The organism is Pseudomonas sp. NS1(2017) (assembly GCF_002269425.1).
GTDB classification, from domain to species: Bacteria; Pseudomonadota; Gammaproteobacteria; order Pseudomonadales; family Pseudomonadaceae; genus Aquipseudomonas; species Aquipseudomonas reactans.
Window position 1 is genome coordinate 284,397 of the sequence record NZ_CP022960.1, and the last position, 18,555, is coordinate 302,951.

Genomic DNA, 18,555 nt, shown 5'->3' on the forward strand with positions numbered 1-18,555 from the left:
ACTGCTCTCCTGAGCGCCTTTCGAGCGCTGCTCGTGAGATAAGCCCTCTTGATTTTCTTCAACCCACTGCGGGGAAATCTTTCCCCGCACAGGGCAGGTTTCTTCGCGTTTTCAACGGAGACATACCATGCCCGACTCACTTACACCGCAAACACTGAACACCCTTCGGTTGCCCATCGTGTTCACCCCTGGCGCGTGGCAACGCGCAGTACTGCTCGAGCAATCCGATCACGCTGAGAAGCTGCAGGTCGATCGGTTGAGCCACGTATTGCGCGCAGCCTTCGAAGCCCACCTGGCCTATCCACACAAGCCCTACGTGCTGTTCGAGGTAATCCACATTGAACCAACCGATCACTTACACCACGACCCGTTGCTGCAATTGAGTCTGAGCCTACTCCAAGAACCGGGTCAGCCTGCCGCCTTGCTGATAGCGCTTGCAGGAGAACACCAGCGCTAAGCGCAATGGGCGGCGCCCACCTCCACATTCGGGCGGCATGCAAGACCTGCATCAATCCAACCCATCACCCAACCGGGGAACCCTCCCCCGACGGGCAAGGCGTTCCTCCGTTTTCTCTCGAGGAAATTGCCATGCGCGATATCTACCAAGACGTAACTGACAAGATCGTTACCGCGTTAGACCAAGGCGTTGCTCCCTGGATCAAACCCTGGTCCTCAAGTGGCTCCGCTTACATCGGTCATCAACCCTACCCCGTCAACGCCATCACACGACGTCCGTATTCGGGCATCAATTTACCGCTGCTCTGGGCCGAGGCCAGGTTGCAGGGGTTCACTCAAGATCGTTGGCTGACCTTCAACCAAGCCAAAAAGACCGGTGGGCACATTCGTAAGGGTGAGCACAGCACTCTGGCGGTGCTCTACAAGCCGATGGAGCGCGAGGAACAGACCGAGTCAGGCCAACCCGTACTCGATGAAAACGGTCAGCCCAAGGTCGCTCACTTCGGCATTCTCAGGACACATTTTCTGTTCAACATCGAGCAAACGGAGGGGCTCGAAATGCTCAATGAAACCCTGCTCGAGACGGAACAGAGTGATCCCTTCCAGCCCAACAGCGCCGCGGAAAATCTGCTATTAAGTTCAGGTGCACGCATCGTTCATCGGCCTGCCGACGAAGCCTTTTACCACCCGATCAGGGATCTCATCCAACTGCCGACAAAAGCACAATTTCACGATGAAGGCGGGTACTACGCCACGGCACTTCATGAGCTGACGCACTGGACCGGGCATCACTCTCGGTTGCAGCGCGAAGGCATGACGTCAGCCTGTCCGTTCGGCTCGCCAGGCTACGCGTTTGAGGAGTTGATCGCCGAGATGGGCGCTGCTTTTTTATGTGCCTACGCCGGTATACAGGGGGAGCTGCGGCACGAGGGCTACATCGACTCCTGGCTCGGCCTGCTCAAAGCTGACAAACGCGCGATCTTTCGCGCCAGTGGTCTGGCCCGAAGCGCCTCGGAGCATGTACTCAACCTGGAGCAGCAGCTGAAGCAGATGGTAATGGATGACTCACGATGCATGAACGATGGAGTTTGATCGTTAACTCACCGTTGCAATCGCATCACAGGGCCCAACGCGAGTTGGGCCCTTTTTCTGCGCCCAGAAAAATCCCCATGCCGCGGGGCTCTGATGCAAAGAGTCAGGGATGGGCACACACTCGCAGCCTGTCATTCCGCATCCAGGTTCTGCGCCAGAAAATCCACCAGCTCGAGCGGACTTCGGCTATCGATTACCTTGTAGATCAGATCACGCTTACTGCGCGGCAACTTCTTGACCACGCTCTTCGCCGAGGCCCGGACGGCTTCGTCGGTCCCATGGATACGTGCCGCGAGCAGCAGCACGAGCGTGGCGTCAGTGAGGTTCATGGCAAGACCCAAAAAATAGGCACCGCAGTGTACCGACTCTTGTCTTTTCCGTACTAGCCCCAACAAAACGATGCCTAGCAGTATCCATATTCCGATTGCCGCGCAAAGGGACACGCGCCAAAAGGACGGTAAGGGTTGGAAAGGAATGGGGGGTCAAGGGTAAGAGCCCTATCCGAAAAGGCTAAAAGGCCACTGACCCAGCCACTTCCCGGAGGTCACGATGCTCAGCCTGTTTCGCCGCAAAAGGCAGAAGCCCTCTCCGCCACTGACCGTCAACGTCGCCGAAGGTTACCTGCCCATCGAGTCGGCTCACAGCTTGTTAGCTGCGGAGCACCGCCGCCAGTTGCTCGATCGCATCTGGCAGTACACCGCCCTCTCCCACGCGCAGTTCATCCAGCTCTATTTAAATCCGATCCATCGCTACGCCGAACAGGTCCAGCAACTCCCGGCCAGCGAGACCCACCACCATGCGTATCTCGGCGGTATGCTCGACCATGGACTGGAACTGGTCGCTTGCAGTTTGAAACTGCGTCAGTCGTATCTGCTTCCCACTGGCGCCGCGCCCGAAGACCAGGCGGCCCAGACCGACGCGTGGTCGGCGGGCATCGCCTATGGCGCGCTGCTGCATGACATCGGGAAGATCGCCGTGGACCTGGTGGTCGAACGCCAGGATGGCCGTCTTTGGCATCCTTGGCAGGGTTCCCTGGATCAACCCTACCGTTTTCGCTACCTCAAAGGCCGCGACTATCACCTGCACGGCGCCGCCGCAGGCTTGCTCTACACCCAGATTCTCGACCGCACGATCCTGGACTGGCTCAGTGGCTTTCCGCCGCTATGGGCCAGTCTGCTGTATGTCCTGGCCGGTCAGTACGAACGTGCTGGCGTGCTCGGTGAGTTGGTGATGCAGGCCGACCGTGTCTCCACCGCGCAAAACATCGGTGGCAACCCAAGCAAGGCGCTGCAGGCCCCGATTCATTCGCTGCAACATCACTTGATCAGCGGACTGCGTCATCTGGTTCAGCACGAGCTGAAACTCAACCAGCCAGGTGCCGCAGGATGGCTGACCCAGGACGCACTCTGGCTCGTCAGCAAGACGGTCACGGACAAGCTGCGAGCCTATCTGCTGTCGCAATCGATTGAGGGCATTCCCTTCTCCAACATCGCGGTGTTCGACGAACTCCAGTCGCATGGGTTGGTCGAGTCCACCCCGGCAGGCAAAGCCATCTGGACCGCTCTTGTCGCACAAGGGAACTGGCAGCAAACCTTTACTTTTCTGCGCATCCAACCGGCTTTAATTTGGGGGAGCGAAGACCGCCCCGAGGCTTTCAGCGGAACGGTGAGCATGGCAGTCGATAACCACTCGACTGACGCTCCGGTATCACCGCCAGCACCCAAAGCTGTCAATACAAGATCAACTCAAAGCCCATCGCAGCCAGATCCCATTGCGATGGAGGATGCCGACTACCTCGGAACGCTGCTCGACATGTTCGAGCGGGAAGAGCCTGAGCTCAGCGACGCATCGTCAGCAAGCACTCTCGAAATCTCAATTCCCTCGACGGATAACCCTGGTCAGGTTTTCCTGAATTGGGTCAGGGAAGGCATTCAAAGTCATAAGCTGATCATCAACGACAGCAAGGCCAAGGTTCACACTGTGGACGGCATTGTGTTTCTGGTAACACCTGGCCTCTTCCAACGCTACGCTCAGGAGTTTCCTGGTATCTCACAGGGTGCCGAGCACGAAGGTGAAGAATGGCGCTGGGTGCAGAAGCAGTTCGAGAAACTGAAGGTCCACAGGAAGCGAGGCAACGGTCTAAACATCTGGATTTGCCAAGTACAAGGCCCTAGGAAAAAAACCACATTGAAGGGGTATTTGATTGAGGATCCAAAGCTATTTTTTGAATTGATACCGCCCGATAATCCCTTTCTTAAAATCGAAAAAGATTAAATTTCCAGAGTGCCCCACTAATGGGGACCGAAGCGCAGAGCTGACTCTGGAGTGACTCGCTGTTACACCGCTTTATTACCCATCGTGGGTGGTGCATTGCGTCCATGATGGATTGGATCCACCGCAGCCCCGGCTCGCCTAGCCTGTCCTACTTTATCTCTTCACCTTGTAGCAATTTTTGAGCAGGCTTTCACACAGGCCTGTCACGAGCACCACCGGTTCTTTGTTTGTCGTCTTGGGGAATCGACCCTTGTATAGGAAGGGGCGGCAGTAAATCACCCTATCAACGTTCGACTGCTACGCCGAGTTCTTCACGGAGGATTCGCGATGCCAAATTCAGACCTGCTCCCTTCACTGCTCGTCAAAATTAACGAAAACCAGCTCGCCCTTGAAGCGGCGATTCTGGAGCTTTCCAATTGGGTGGAGCGGCTCGTCAGAGGTAGCCGACAACGTTCGCGGCGCCTTGGCCGCGATTGACCGCAACGAAGAGTTCATAAAGATGACGCTTGCGCTCCTACTTACGCCACCGTGACCCCGGATCAATCAGGGATGATTTCCAAGTGATATCAAAATGTAATCGCTGACCGCTGGCAAAAGCGCTAGGATCAGACATTACATTGGCGCACTTTTTTTTCAGAAGGAAAAATCATGAATGGAATCGCTTCGGTGCTCGAGGCCAAAATTCTCAGCACAAGCCTACATCACCTCGATATCGAGACTGAGACATGTAATTCCGTTGCCATTCCCGTAGATAAAGCAGATCTCGAAGCCTATTTGAGCGCCTTGCTATTAGAAATTCATGGGCGTCCGCAGAACCGCCTGTACACATTGGCCAGTCCAACAACCGAATTCGCAACTTCCCTGAATGCATTTTTCGGCAGCAAAGACCTGGTAACCGCGCCTGAGACCCAGACACTAGCCGAACGTTTGCTGCGCATCGAAGTAAATACTGAAGAGCGTTATGGGCACCTGGATAGGTCAGGTAAGGGGCTTCTCAATAAAGGGAGTTTTCTCCAATTCCTTTATGTAGATGGAGGCTCGCTATCCTACTTAGGGGTGAAGATCGAGCATCAGCGATTTATTGATGAAACCGATCTGAAACAAAAAATTGGCCTTGGTGAATCCAATAAAATTTACAAGGCTTGCAAAGTAAGCATGGATGCCCAAGGAAAATTGGAACAAGTCTTCGTATTTGACACGCACTCCCGACCGTCAACCTACTGGTGGAAGGAGGTGCTGGAGCTACAACAGCTACGCAGTGATGCGCTCAATACCGAAACCGCTGTCAAGTGGGTGGTGAAGACACTTGGCAAGGTCAAGAGTGTATCGCCGGTCGATTATACGATCCTCCGCAACGCCACCATCGCGGCATTTAAGCAGACCGAAACGTTGAACTTCGATGATTTCGTGACCAAAACGTTTGCCAGCTATGCTCCACTGAGCACCACACTTGCCGAGGAGCTGCCAAACCTCGTGACCACGTTACGCTCGCTTCCGGAAAAACGAAAATTTGATGGGCAGTTCACTCTAGTCCCGTCAGCAGTACCCTTTCGCCGTCAAACTATCAAAGTCTCCGATCAAATCAGTGTGGCGTACGACGAGGATATTCCTGATCTTCCCGACAAGATCTGGTATTCGAAAACTCCGGCGGGCCAATCAGTCTTGGTGCTGGACGCACCTAATGTTGCAGGAATCTTCACCGAAAAGCCCTGGGACCTGAAATAAATGCTCAGCAGCCTTTTCACCTCTCGCCTAACTATTTCATCAGCAGAGGAACGGCTCGACCAATACAGACTTAACGCTGGTGAGCTCTGCACTATCTCTAAAGCTCGAGACATAGTAGATGATGCGTTTAAGTACTGGCGACTGCAGATTTCGCCCCGTGACAGGTTCTCCCTGACAATCGGATACGACGAGGACTCAAGGTGTGTAACGGACTTCTCCGAAGCAAGCTGCGCGCGCGTAAACGAGCTCTTCGAACTGAATGACGAAGATGACACATGCCGCATGTCAGTGGAGCTCATCGTACATAAAACGGTGCAACATCAACGACTGTCCTTATACGCACCGGCCTTGCTCGGCGCTTACTTAGAAAGCACCCCTACTCTCCAGGTATTAAAAGTTTTGGCTGGACGCATGGAGGGTGCACTGATTTTTGAATGCTTTGCTCCAATCGCGGCGGCTACCAGTTCAAGCATCTCGTTTCAATGTTCTGCGGATACGGCAGCCAATACCGGTGACCAACAGCAGGAGATCAACCGGAAGTCTGTCTTCGAAATTTTCCAGGACAATTGTTTTAGCAGAACCTTGCCGGGCATTTTTGTGCCGCAGGACTTCAATCTTACGACAGCAACCGGTGTGAGAGGCATTGATAATTTCTTTAAAAAAGCGCGAACTCTAGTCTCAGCGATATTTATTGCCAGCTCCGCAGAGTTAGATGATAAGGACCACCTCGAATATCGTATTTGTGGATACAAGACAATAGCGGGAACGGGACCACTAGATGACTTGACCGAAGGATCCGACATACTCTATAAATTGGTAACTTGGGCTTACGGAGATGGTGGAAACGCTGACAAAATCGGACTCGCCCGCAATGTCTTGTCGCTGTATATAACCGAATTGAAAAACCTATCCAATCATCCAGAAATAATTCACGCGATCCACTCAAACTATCAAATTTATTTAAAAGAAAACGTAGAAAGCTACCTTGAAGTAAAGGGCAAGATCACCGATATCCTCGTCGATGCAGTAAAAAAAACCCATGACCTCGTTGATTCGTTTATCGACTCGCTTAAAAATGGTATATTTGTATTATTAACATTTGTGCTAACCGTCGTGGTAGTCAACGGTCTCAAAGACACCAGTACCAGCGCGATATTCTCCTCGACCTACATTTGGGTCGTGGTTATCTTGTGCCTATTAATGAGCATTTGGGTTTTTAGTGCGCGTTCCAGTTCGCTCAGCCAGTTTGACAGGGCGTTCGACTCAATCGAAGAGTTGCTAAAACGAAACTACCATGGAGTACTTCAACTGGCCGAGGTTGACAATGCTTTGAACCCTGTTCGGATCAGCAACCGGGATTACTTGAGGAGTCAGTCGACACATTATGTCAGGGTGTGGTTGCTCATCGTCTTACTTCTGATTACCGGTTTCGTCATAGGAAACGTGCTTTTCGTTCAAGCGTCAACAGCGTCTAATTCAGCGCTCCCGCTTACACCAACCCAAGTACCAGTGCCGAACCCTGTAAATAAACAGGCCGCACCGTCTCCCGGTACGTTTGAACATACTAATCAACTGGATCGACTCAAGCCTACCAATGCGCTCGATCGCCGCGTCAATTTACGACATGGCAAATCCGATTAACAATGTATTTCTCCATCCCGGTTAATGTCGTGTACGCTCACTTTGAGCATTTTGAAAAAAACGTAACATTAGAGTTACCCAAGGAAATATTTAAAAATGTGGAATTTTTGCGGTGATATTGAGTACGAATGTCATAAGTGCAAAATCAAAAACACCATGCCTATTGATGACTTCAGCATTGAGTGCACAGGCGGCTCCGAAAGATCAATGGGAGCCGAAAGCATCTACGAGCTTATCTGCGAACTATCCTGTGCCAAATGTGGAAACAATATCTCATTAAACTTTGAAGCATCAGAATACCCGTCAGAAATCCTAAATTTCATCATTGACAACTCAACTGGCGCGAACACTTTAAACGAACCAAGAATTGAGTACTTACAAGAGTTCTACCAAGCCGATGACCTCGACTTGCTTTGGCAATCGATCCCCGAACTGATCACGACACTTAAAAGCAACCCAAAGCTAATAAGAGAAATATCACCTCGTGAATTCGAAGAGTTGATCGCGGAAATATTTCGAAAAAAAGGTTTTGAAGTTGAGCTTACCAAAAGAACTCGAGATGGCGGAAAAGACATTATTGCGATATCCACCGACCAACTTGGAATCAAAAACAAATACTTTATTGAATGCAAACGCTATGCGGAAGACAACAAAGTCGGTGTAGAAGTTGTGAGAGCGCTACATGGCGTGAAAAACATGAAAGAAGGACCAAATAAAACAGTCATAGCAACAACCTCTTTTTTACGAAAGACGCTAGAGATTTTGTTGACAATGAAATTTCCAGCAGTTGGGACATGACACTTGCAGATTTTGATGAAATTATGAAATGGATTAACGACCATTAAAAAATTTCGGCGGAGGAACCTCGCCCCCGCCTTTACTCTATGCCATCCATTGCGCTGGAAACGTAGGCGCGCCCGTAATTTTTACGATGAAGTCACTCACCGATAACAGTATGACCATCTGAGAATTCGGCCGGCTTCGTGCACACTCCATTTTCTAGTTATCACTCGAAAACAGATACCTTTCAACAGATATCAAACCCGAGCTCAACCATTCGCTGTTTCTCGTTGGGTTTCAGCACCTTCACGCCCCAAATCAATAGGTGACGAGGCCTGGAGCTAGCGACGTAGGCAAAACGCGCGGCTTCTGAAAGCGGATCTTTAAGCCAATCCTTCCAATGCGATTGGGAACCCGATTTGAGCGACGAGACAACAACAGTCACATCATGAGTCTCACCCTTCACCTGATGGATCGTGGCGTAGCGGCGTGTCGATGCCGGTTGCTGATGCGCCATGGATAGTCGAGCGGATAGCGCTTGGGACCCCAAACCCGCTGGTGCGACTAAGCTTACCTCCTTAAGGCCTGTAAGCTTTGCAGCGATAGCTTCCAACGCGAAAGGTTGGTCAGGGATCTGCCGAATCGCACGTTTCGCGAGTGCTGCCCATTGCTTCCAAGTCAGACCAATATCTGATGCCCCACAAACACTCAGGTATTTGAGGCAATTGAAAACAAATCGGCGCCACGCAAGCTTGGACTCTATCTCAATCGGACAATAGAGGCTCGCGGGAGTGACTTCGAGATTCAGCTTGAAAGCCAACCATCCTGCGAAAGACTTCAGTGCGCGCCTCACCTCCTCTAGGTTTTGGCTCTCGATCGATACACAGGACAAAGCCAAGTCTTCCAACACACTGAACTTTCCACCGCGTGAGAAACGTTGGAGTGTGCTGTGCCCCCGAGCAACGATCACCACATCTTGATAGCCTTGAGCAAGGGCGATGATCAGGGGAGTTAGCTCCGATGGGCACTGCTGATACTGAATCAGCTTCGGCTTCAATGGCTCGATGTTTGGGTTGCCAGCACTTTTTGCGACATTCAGCAGATCACTGCAAAGATCGACAATCGCCTGGCCGCTTCGCCAATTGGCAGTTAGTTCGTACTCAGTGAATTGCAGATCATCCAGCAGTTTCCGTACGCGCTCTGGATTTGATTTTCTGAACCCGTATATAGACTGATTCAAGTCACCCACAAAATGAAACTTCATTCCTCGCCTAGCTAATTGCCTGACAATGTCCAACTGCTCCGCGGACAGGTCCTGGCACTCGTCAACGACCGTAATAGGGAACCGGCGAACGACTTTGGCGAGATATTCTTCGAACTGAGTGCCTCTCAAAGCCATGAGGGCAATCATGTCGATGTCCCGGTAGGTTGCGAACCCGCCCTTCCAAAACCGCTTTTTGGTATCGACCAGATCCTGCTTGGTCTCAGCACTCAGCTCCGCAGCATTGAGCTGGACATCCGTCAGCTCTCCTGTAGCGAACACGAAGCGCTTACTGTCCAGGTCGTAGTCATATTTGCACGCTGAAATCGTCCTCCCACATATCTTGGTCTTCGTGCGAAAAATGTTGGCTGTCTTATCGATGAGCCGGATGCGATAGTCACCATCCCTCCCCGGATAACCTGTTATCTGACTCGCTATTTTTGCCACGATATGGGTGAGAAGGAAGCTGTCGAACGTAGAGACGCAATGGGGATGTGCCAGTGGCTCTCCCAAATGTTCGGTGAGCCGAAGTTTCAACTCATCAGTCGCGCTATTGGAAAAGGTCAACACAGCGATTCCGGATGGAAACCGCCGCCATTTCTGAATCGACTTGCACACCATGGCGGCAAGGACTTCAGTTTTGCCGCTTCCCGGACAAGCCTTTAGGTAGATATTCTCTTCCAGCGAAGCGCCTATATAAGCCCGCTGCTCATCGGTGGGGAACGTCATTCGGCGCCCTCTGGCTGTGCCTCACAAGCCCAGAGGATGGCTGCACGAATGTATTCGGGCACCACGAAATCCTCCAAGTTTTCCGCTAAGGCATCTGCCAGGACTTGAGCATAGAGGCCTTTACCCATGTCATCAGAGTCGATGCGATCCAGCAGTTGCCCAGCGTACTCTGCCTTTTGAGCGTTCGGCATGTCGCCAAAATTCAATTCCGATGCCTCGTCCAGTCCCTTTTTGACAGTGCCTTGAGTGGGCCAATGATTCGCGGCGACTGCAAACATCCTGCTCAGGTTGTTGCTCTCGAGGGCGATGTCATACTCGAAGGTCTTGTACTTACCGGCGTAAAGTCTTCCGTACTCGGATTTTGCAATGATCGGAATAAGCTTGAGGGCATGGTTACTGCCTGCCATAAAGCTCTCTTGATGAGGCAAGTAAGGAACAATTGTCTTTTTACCCTCATCGTCCTCAATGGTTTCGACCGACTTGGGAGGATCATTGTCGGTGAGCCCTGCACATCGAACCGGCACATTGCTGGCTTGGACTTTCTCATCCGCGTCACAGAACAGCTGCATGAAGTGATTGAAGTAGATGCCATTCAAGTTGATGATCGATACGCCGTAGTCGTCTAGGGAATCTCGGCCTTTCCCATATGCTCGTAGCACGATACGAGCCAACTCCGGTACAACGATCGCTTCGGCGATACCCTCAACCAAGATAACGCCTTTCGAAAACAGTAGGTTCGATTTGGTAACGTCCAACCAGCGATCAATGAATCGACGGCTTGGATCGGAAAGCCCGCACTTACGCAGAGGGACTGCGATCGGCTGGTCTTTGCGGGACAGATGAATAATGTTGTCGACGGACACCGCTGACGAGATGACGGTGGAGTGAGTGGTAACAATGACCTGGATCCCCTTCGCTGCCGCGACTGTTCGCAAGTGCCTCAGCAAACGGATTTGCAATTGAGGATGTAAATGCGCCTCTGGCTCTTCGATCAGTAGTAGGCGCAGGAACGTCTCTTCACCTCGGTCCTCATCTACCTCTAGGATCAGCTCCGCCAGAATCGATGCGATGTACAGCAAGTTGTTGTACCCGAGGCTGTTCTCTTCGAGTGACCTGAATTGAGTAGCATCGGCGCCATTAAGGTCTGGGTAATACAGCAGTCTGAGACCCTCAACAATTTTCGAGAAATTGACCTCCGAAAACTGGATGAGCGTGCCCTGAGAGAGATTCATGCCCAAGGCTTCCTTGAGGTTGTCTCCAATCCGCTGGTTGGCCTGCTTGATGGCGTAGTCATCGCTCTCGGCCAACTCTTGATTGAATTCTCCAACCCGCTGCTCGAGCGGATGAGCCACTCCTGCCTTGCGGCACTCGTCGATCTCCTTGCGGCAAAGCGCCTTCATCAACCGGGCAAGCCGTGACTGGCGACCTTCGCGAAGTTTGACTTCGGCGTCACGCAACGGCGGGAGATAGACGCAGTGGATCAGATCGAGGATTTCGACCTCTACAGGCTTGATCCGCTGATGCCCACCCCAGATGGAGTATCGATATCGGCCGCGCGACTCCCGGTTCGTTGCAGTGAAGGTAAGTTTGGCCTCAGGCTCCTGGCCGCACCAATCGATAAAGGCTGTGCTCTCATCTTGGTCCAGCCCGCTGAACGTGGCCTCAATACGAATAGCCTCGGTAGCTAATGCCCCTGGCTCGAAGCCGCGGTAGAAGTCTCGCTCATGGATGTTTCGCTTTCCCGACTCGGAGTCATTGAACAACTGCCGAATTGCACTGATGATCCCCGTTTTACCAGCCCCATTCTCCCCTACCAGGACGTTGAGGCCATCATGCAACTCAATGGTGAAGCCTGTGTTGAAACATTTAAAACCATCAATTTCCAAGGCGCGGAGATACATTCGAGTCCTTTCCTGTAATAGTCGAGGAGATTCTCCTGCCTCACCCACTCACGGGCTGAGGCGGACATTCTCTGCATGATGGCAGTACGCACATACCTGTTTGATGTTTACTTATGAGCGTAGGAGCTGGGCAGCGAAGTCAATTTGCGATCTATCAACCGTGTCAGTTACCCAGTAAATAGCGCGAAGTGCAGCCCTTCCCTGATGCATAAAAGTCCTGGGACACCGCCTAGAACAAGCCAACCACGCCAACACGGCGTTCCCACTGCATCTCTGCCTCTCGCTTGTACTTGTCTGTTGTTCTCTCAACCTCTACCCGAGCAAACAACCGAAGATTCATTGCCAACGCAAGCTTCTTCAGAGCATTAGCATCAACTTCGAGAAGAAAACCCGATGATTTAGGCTCGTGCAATCGGCGTCCTTGATCAAAGGCCTCCTGCCACTCGACTCCACGGCTAAACATGGCTCCCCTAAGTCGCGTACCAAGATAGTCGGCACACTCTTCAACATCTGGGAAACACGTCCTCCAGACACCAGAAAGTGCCGCAAGCTCACGAGTGTGCCTACCTCGAAAAACGCGCAACGAAGAGGACACTAGCGGCACGATCGGCTCCGTAACGCCCCCTTCACGCCAAGGCAACTCAAATCGGTACAAGTTGCGATTGCGAATCCGTGAGTCCGCGTATAACGCAGACAATGTGGCGCTAGGAAGCTCCATCCCAGTCGCGAGGGAACCGAACATTTCGACTCGGACAACACATGCCCTTTGGCATTGACTGCCTATCTCGCCGCCGCTGCGCTGCTCAGTGTACTCAAACAACCGGGCGAAGCCGTCCTCAACGCTAAGGGCGGCCTCTACGCAAGCATCAAGGTCAGCGAATTCCATGAAATCTGCATCACATGCCGCGACACTCAGCCAGTCTACTTTCTCGGGACGGGAGACAGGCTTGACCAAGCTATCGGTAGGGTCCCGCAACCTCAATACCTCTGCTGCTTCTGAGAGGTAAGTAGGATTGATCTCACGCGCATCCATGAGGCGAGAAACAGCGCGATTTACCGATGATCGGCATGCCTCGTCAAACGTCGCCGCAATCTCCAACTCATCAAAGTTGGTATTGATGTTATGCGCTCGATGTACCGCAGATTCCTGCTCCAACCCTTCGTGGGCGTCGGGATACGTCTCATGGAGAATTCGCAACGCCTCCGAGCGCATCAACTTCGGGTGGGCGAAGCCTTTCGAAAGAGTATTGATCACCCAACCTTGGTATTGGGTCCAAGGAACTGGAAAAAGGGCGCCACCAACAAGTTGCGGACTCAGCACCTCTGGAATACTAGGGTGCAAAAGCAACGCATGCGCCTTTTCAGCCAAGGGGTGAGCTGGGCTTGTCTGACGCTTATCTCCACTAAGCGCCAAAGCCAGCGAAGCGCGGATGTTGTAATGCGCCTCGCCAGAAGCTGCGTCATATAACCACGACGCCCATTGCTCCACCAGCTCTGGGTGCAACCGACCCAACGAGTCGAGCATCGAAATCACGTACTCTCGCTGCCCGTCGGTCAGGATGTGCCAGTAACTACGCATGAATTCAATCAGATCGGGTCTCTTGCCACACAGCTCCACCAAGGCTTCCACGGCCAGTAGCCGAACATCAATCTCAGGGTACTTTAGAAGCGCCAACAAATAGCCGACAGCCTCTCCCTCGAAACCGAACCCGTCCTCGGCAGATATCCAGTGATGTTCTATAGGCTTTGATATCAGACCGGCCGTGAGGCGCCGATTGTGAAGAGCCCAAGTGTCATACAGTGCAACGCCGTCCAAGGCCATTGCCGAATTCAAGCTATCAATGAGCCCTCCAAGCCTGTACACCAGTGACGTGGGGTACTTGTTGTACTGATGTCTGAAGCTGTCGAGCATGAAGCGGCAGCCCCTACTTGCATCAATTTCAAGTGACAACTCACATATTTCACGGCACAGATCCAAGTGCTCGAAAAAGAAATCCGCGATGGAGTCCCGTGCCTCTTCAAGTAACTCAAATGCTTCCTCCGGGTTCGCCAGACGATAGCGTTTCGCGACCTCAACCAAGGCCAGCGCGCGTGCGTCAGATGTCAATTTTTCTCGAGCGAGCGCCAACCAACTGGGCAGTTGAGTAAACGAAGCCCCCTGAATTCTGTCTGGCAGCAACGCACGAAGCTCGCCTTCAACACGGTAGCCAATGCCGACTGGGCGAAGCAATTTGTCAAGCCAGGCATCAAGATCGAAAGCCTCCTTAAATCGCGCGAAACTCAGTTGTGGTACTCCAACGAATAGCGAAAACCCGTCAACAGTCTCACGAACGACTTCTTCGGCAGCCTCGCGCAAATGTGCATCGTCCCTTCCATATAGACCAAGAATCTGCTGCTCGAATGATTCGAGGAATACCTCAAATTCCTGATCAAGGTCGGGGGGAACTGATTTCAGCGAAGACGTGGCGAGCAGCGCTCGGCGCCAATCATCACGCTCCTGAGACAACCTGGTCGCTGTCCTCTCCCTCAGCTCTTGATGAGCAAATTCCTCCAGTTTCACTCGGAATGCTGCGGTGTCGCCCGGGTCAAGTCTCTCCAATGTTGCTTTAACTTGCGTTCTGAAATCGTCGGAATAGTTTGTTTCTGACTGCTCCTCCGACGGTTCCTCAGGCTCCCAATACATCACCTCGTCACGCTGCGCATCCTCGTTGGCAGGTTCAATAGCGTTTCGCATCACGGCCCATTCGCTTAACAGCCGAGGCCGATTTTTCTCGACCAAAAACATTTGACGTGCGAACTCATAGGTCTCATCTGCTACGTCATAACTGCGTTGTTTGAGTAATGCCGCAAAGAAACCCCGCATTGCGGGCAGCGTCTCATCATCGAAGTGCCCATAGTTCTGCCAGCGAGACATCGTTTTCAGGACTGCCAGCAATATCCGTTTATCGAATGACGACACGGCGTTAAGTTCCGACAACACACCACCTAGTGCACGCTCACGAAATATTTGTCGCTCCTCGGCTACCACCCCCCGAAAGACTTCAGCTGGCCACCATTGCGCAACAAGGCCCAACAGACCTTCGATAGCAATCGCCACCTGTTTCCCGGCCCCCGTGTCCTCTAAATGGTGGGCAAGTTCGAGCTGTTCCGCTAGACGATGTCGACTGCCTTCAGGGTCTTTATCGTGAGCAAGCTTCAGGGGGATGAGTATTTCACTGAACTGATAGTCCTTGCGGTTGTGAACACCGCATGCAACGGTTGCGACATCGTTCCAAAGACGGACGGCTTCCTCCCTGAATCCGCAGGCACCCCAAGTACGCGCAACGTCAAGAAGAGCTGGCACGAGCGTCATCGTCTCCTCTTCTGCACGTGCTGCTGCTTCAACACTATCCAAGAGCCTGCGCTGAATCTGGGCAGCGACTGCTGCACGGTTACCAATCAGGGACTCGGCCAATTTGCGGGTAGCGGATGGAAAACGCCTGCATCGTTCACCACCATTAACCTCAAGCCAGTAAGAGCCCAGAGCAGTTTGGTCTTCTTTGTCTAAGAACTCGGCGGCACAATCCCATACATGCTGATACAGCTCGTGGGCAGAACCAGCATATAAGTGACCATGGTAGTGGGTGTCTGAATCACTCTGGAAAGTTTCCGGATGAATCGCAAGCCGATCGCAAATTGCCTTAAGTGATACAAGGCCATCACCCACTGCTTTCCCTGAGGCTGATTTCACCCAAAACTCAGCCAATGAAATCAGCGAAGTAACGATGTCACCAATAGGCGCCCTCAAGTGGACGCAACTCGCACGAAGTGCGGCTGCACCATCGACTCGATTGAGCATGAAGCTTCGGAACGCTTCGAACATCCCAATCAGATCTGGATTAAAATGGTGATTCTTAGCCAGTGTGTTCGGCACTGTGGGGATGGAAATGCTTTCTACACCGACAAAAGGAATAAGGTAACGCGCAAACTGAACTTGCACCCACGTTAGAAACTCATGGGGTAGGCACTCTAGTTTTATGCCCTCCGCAACAACGATGGCGTCGGGGATAGAGCCAGACTTTGAATATGCCACCGCCAATGCTGCTTGGCATGCAGCGCCTAGGATACAATCTGGCAGCTTCTGGCTAGAGATAGCAATTAGCTTGTCGATTGAGACGCGATCAACAAGGCTCTGCAGTACCTTTAATTGCAACTCAAGATTGAGTTTGCCATTCTCTATAGCCTCCGCAGCCGCAATCGCGTGACTTCCTTGGCGCTTTGACTGCCAACGCAATTGAGCGATCTCTCCTAACAGCGCCGCAGGTTCCATAACTAAACTAGCCACACGATATATAGCAGCGGTTCCTGGGTAACCAGAATTGCCGCGGGTGGCAAGTGACTCGCGAACGATAGCTGTAGGGAGCGTACGGCCGATCCGGCATGCATAATGCTCAGCAAATAGCGCAAAATCAGCGGGGGAGACCATGCAAAACTCGCCGTCCCAAACCGCACTCAACGCGCCATCCGACAGCCCGATGTCCATAAGAGTCATCGCCATTTCGACAGGCTTGAGTTCCACATTCTGCTCAATCAACCCTGCCTGTTGCCTTAAGAAACCGATGCGTATGAAGGAAACGAGATCGTTAGATTGAATACTTGCTCGCCAAATCAGATCCAGATTCCGCTGGATTTCACTCATTGGTCTGTAACAACTCCAAGCCCGATTCACCCAATCGTCATCGCAGGCATTAAGCGCCTCTTCGTGAAGCCCCTCATCTAATAAATGCCGAAATCTATGACGCCAAGATTCATCAGTTGTAGGCTCCGCTTCATACCAATCCAGAATTGCACGTGTGATCTCAGATCTATAATCGGCAGTACGCTCGCTTACGAACTCGGCAAGGCTAGCGTGATTGATCGCAAACCCTTTTGCTTCTGACACCTTCAATACGTAGCTGATTGCCTGTAACTTCTGTTTTACCACCGCGAGAGAAAGTGGATGATTAACGCTTCCGAGCAATTTTCTTAGCGTTTCTGGTGTGGTGTATTCTTGCCGAACGACCAATATGGCAATCAAATAAACCGTGTCTAAGTCCGCAGACCATTCTTGCCACATGTGATCATGAAAGTGATCAATCCTGTCGTTCCGCAGCGTGGGCGCTTGTCGCAGATACTTTCGGCGCTCCGCGATATTCATATCGAATAGTATTTTTGCCAAATATTCCAAGTAGATTGGCACGCCAGCCGAAACAACAAAGATTTGCTCTAGCAACTCACTGTCATGCGAGACGCCTCTATGCAGCATAAATTCAGACACTTGCAGACGATCAAACCGCTTGACAACTATTCGTCTAACGGACTCCCGCCTAAGGTGACTAACAATGGCAGAAGGTAGCGCCTGCTCGTATCTTGTTGTAACTATGATCAATACGTTATCTGGAAGATGCCCATCCAAAACACTTGTTAAGGGCTTGGATAGTAGGGACTCGCGAGTTTTTCGATCGACATGGTCAACCCCATCAATCAGAAACACAACTCGCTCGTTGCTTTTAGAAAGCTCCTGCAACCAATCGTTCAACAGTTCGACCGATGCTGGCGCATAGGCTTTGGGGAACTTAAAGTCAGGATATGCATCCTTCAGACCAGAGCATACAGAACGAACAAAGGCATCTTCCTGCAATCGTTCATTTCCCACGGCCCGCTCGTCCGGGATAAAACAATAGTATCCAAACTTTATGCTCGAATTTGCACGGAGAAATTTCGTCAACGCCGTTGACTTTCCAGCCCCTGGTTCACCAACCACGACAATGAAACCAGAGGAGAGACTTTCTAGCGCCCTGTCCAGAGCCATGAAAAGTTCTGGGGTTGGCACCCATAATTCCTCATCGACAGGGAACCGATGGCTCAAGCGCTCTGCAAAGCGATCCGACAGACCCAACTTCTCCAAAACAAGGTCTGCCGTTATCCTCGCGCTTCCAATAGACCATTTGACACATTCATCTAGCAAAACGCCGAACTGTTGTTGCTCGATACCGAGCTGACTCAAACGAGTCCTAACACGAGCCGAAACTGTATCGCGGTCATCTTGCGAGAGTTTGAATCGCAAAGACCTCAAGAACGCTGCGAATATTTCAGCGTCGGAGATGCCTGACGCTAGTTTGAGCTTTTCAATAGTCTGTTCGTAATATTGATATGCTGGAACAGACTCTATCGACATGCCCGGAGCACTCGATATATAGGGCTCATGAAACTCAGTAATGAACTGTTGCAGGCTTTGAACAAAGCCCTGCGCAGGCTGTTTGTTAATACCAGCCCTTCGCGTAGATAAGAGCTCTACGACTTTCTCCCCTTGCTCAGAGTGAATCTGCTGATATCCGCGTGCCAGCTTTTCCCAAAGTGAGCCGCCCTCATCCTCCGCGACCAAGCTAGCCAAGGTGAATGAGGTACTTTGATCTTCTGACCACTTAACCTGAACGAATCGGGCCCCCGAATCTGTGTCGATGATGAGGTCATCGATGTGTTTCGCGCGAGCGGGGTTTTCTAAGGTGACACTGCGTACCCTGGAGCCAATGTCGATCAACTCAAGCAGCTGCAGTGCTGCGACCAAATTCTGGTAATAAAAGCCGGCCTGCGCCTCAGCTCCTGCCATGGTTACTCTCCGATCCACTTAAGCGCATCAGCGCCTTGTAACTTAGTATCCCTTCATCAAGGAGCGCA

10 protein-coding genes and 1 pseudogene are annotated in these 18,555 nt (G+C 51.9%); 7 read left to right on the plus strand and 4 right to left on the minus strand.

Annotated features, from left to right (window positions below; genetic code table 11):
* The first annotated feature begins 127 nt into the window (after nt 1-127).
* Both CI807_RS01425 and CI807_RS01430 read left to right on the plus strand, forming a co-directional pair.
* On the plus strand, nt 128-457 hold the full coding sequence (locus CI807_RS01425; protein WP_016978896.1) for a hypothetical protein: 330 nt from the start codon (nt 128-130) through the stop codon (nt 455-457).
* 131 nt (nt 458-588) lie between these two features.
* On the plus strand, nt 589-1,548 hold the full coding sequence (locus CI807_RS01430) for an ArdC family protein (protein WP_016978897.1): 960 nt from the start codon (nt 589-591) through the stop codon (nt 1,546-1,548).
* A 131-nt stretch (nt 1,549-1,679) separates the two neighbouring features.
* On the opposite strand, the gene CI807_RS01435 is transcribed toward CI807_RS01430, so the two are convergent.
* Nucleotides 1,680-1,877, minus strand: coding sequence for a hypothetical protein (locus tag CI807_RS01435; RefSeq protein ID WP_007901093.1), 198 nt, complete (start codon nt 1,875-1,877; stop codon nt 1,680-1,682).
* Nucleotides 1,878-2,097: 220 nt separating this feature from the next.
* On the opposite strand from CI807_RS01435, the gene mobH reads away from it, so the two are divergent.
* The 5 genes and pseudogenes from mobH to CI807_RS01460 all read left to right on the plus strand — a co-directional run bounded on the left by mobH (nt 2,098) and on the right by CI807_RS01460 (nt 7,986).
* Nucleotides 2,098-3,822 (plus strand): MobH family relaxase, encoded by a 1,725-nt coding sequence (gene mobH, locus CI807_RS01440; RefSeq protein WP_095013550.1) that lies wholly within the window; start codon nt 2,098-2,100, stop codon nt 3,820-3,822.
* Nucleotides 3,823-4,149: 327 nt separating this feature from the next.
* Nucleotides 4,150-4,354, plus strand: a pseudogene (locus tag CI807_RS31605) (hypothetical protein).
* Between the two features lie 116 nt (nt 4,355-4,470).
* Complete coding sequence (locus CI807_RS01450) at nt 4,471-5,547, plus strand: hypothetical protein (RefSeq protein WP_016978900.1); 1,077 nt, start codon at nt 4,471-4,473, stop codon at nt 5,545-5,547.
* Nucleotides 5,548-7,188, plus strand: a complete 1,641-nt coding sequence (locus CI807_RS01455) for a hypothetical protein (protein WP_016978901.1) — start codon at nt 5,548-5,550, stop codon at nt 7,186-7,188. It begins immediately after the preceding gene.
* A 96-nt stretch (nt 7,189-7,284) separates the two neighbouring features.
* On the plus strand, nt 7,285-7,986 hold the full coding sequence (locus CI807_RS01460) for a restriction endonuclease (RefSeq protein ID WP_218170719.1): 702 nt from the start codon (nt 7,285-7,287) through the stop codon (nt 7,984-7,986).
* Between the two features lie 229 nt (nt 7,987-8,215).
* Here CI807_RS01460 and CI807_RS01465 read toward each other — a convergent pair whose 3' ends face one another.
* From CI807_RS01465 to CI807_RS01475, 3 genes are all read right to left on the minus strand, one after another.
* Nucleotides 8,216-9,958, minus strand: coding sequence for a UvrD-helicase domain-containing protein (locus CI807_RS01465; RefSeq protein ID WP_016978902.1), 1,743 nt, complete (start codon nt 9,956-9,958; stop codon nt 8,216-8,218).
* The gene (locus CI807_RS01470) at nt 9,955-11,859 is read right to left on the minus strand and encodes an ATP-dependent endonuclease (protein ID WP_016978903.1); all 1,905 of its coding nucleotides are present in this window, start codon (nt 11,857-11,859) and stop codon (nt 9,955-9,957) included. Before CI807_RS01470 ends, CI807_RS01465 begins: the two co-directional genes overlap by 4 nt.
* A gap of 229 nt (nt 11,860-12,088) precedes the next feature.
* Nucleotides 12,089-18,487, minus strand: a complete 6,399-nt coding sequence (locus tag CI807_RS01475; protein WP_016978904.1) for an ATP-binding protein — start codon at nt 18,485-18,487, stop codon at nt 12,089-12,091.
* Nucleotides 18,488-18,555 lie beyond the last annotated feature (68 nt).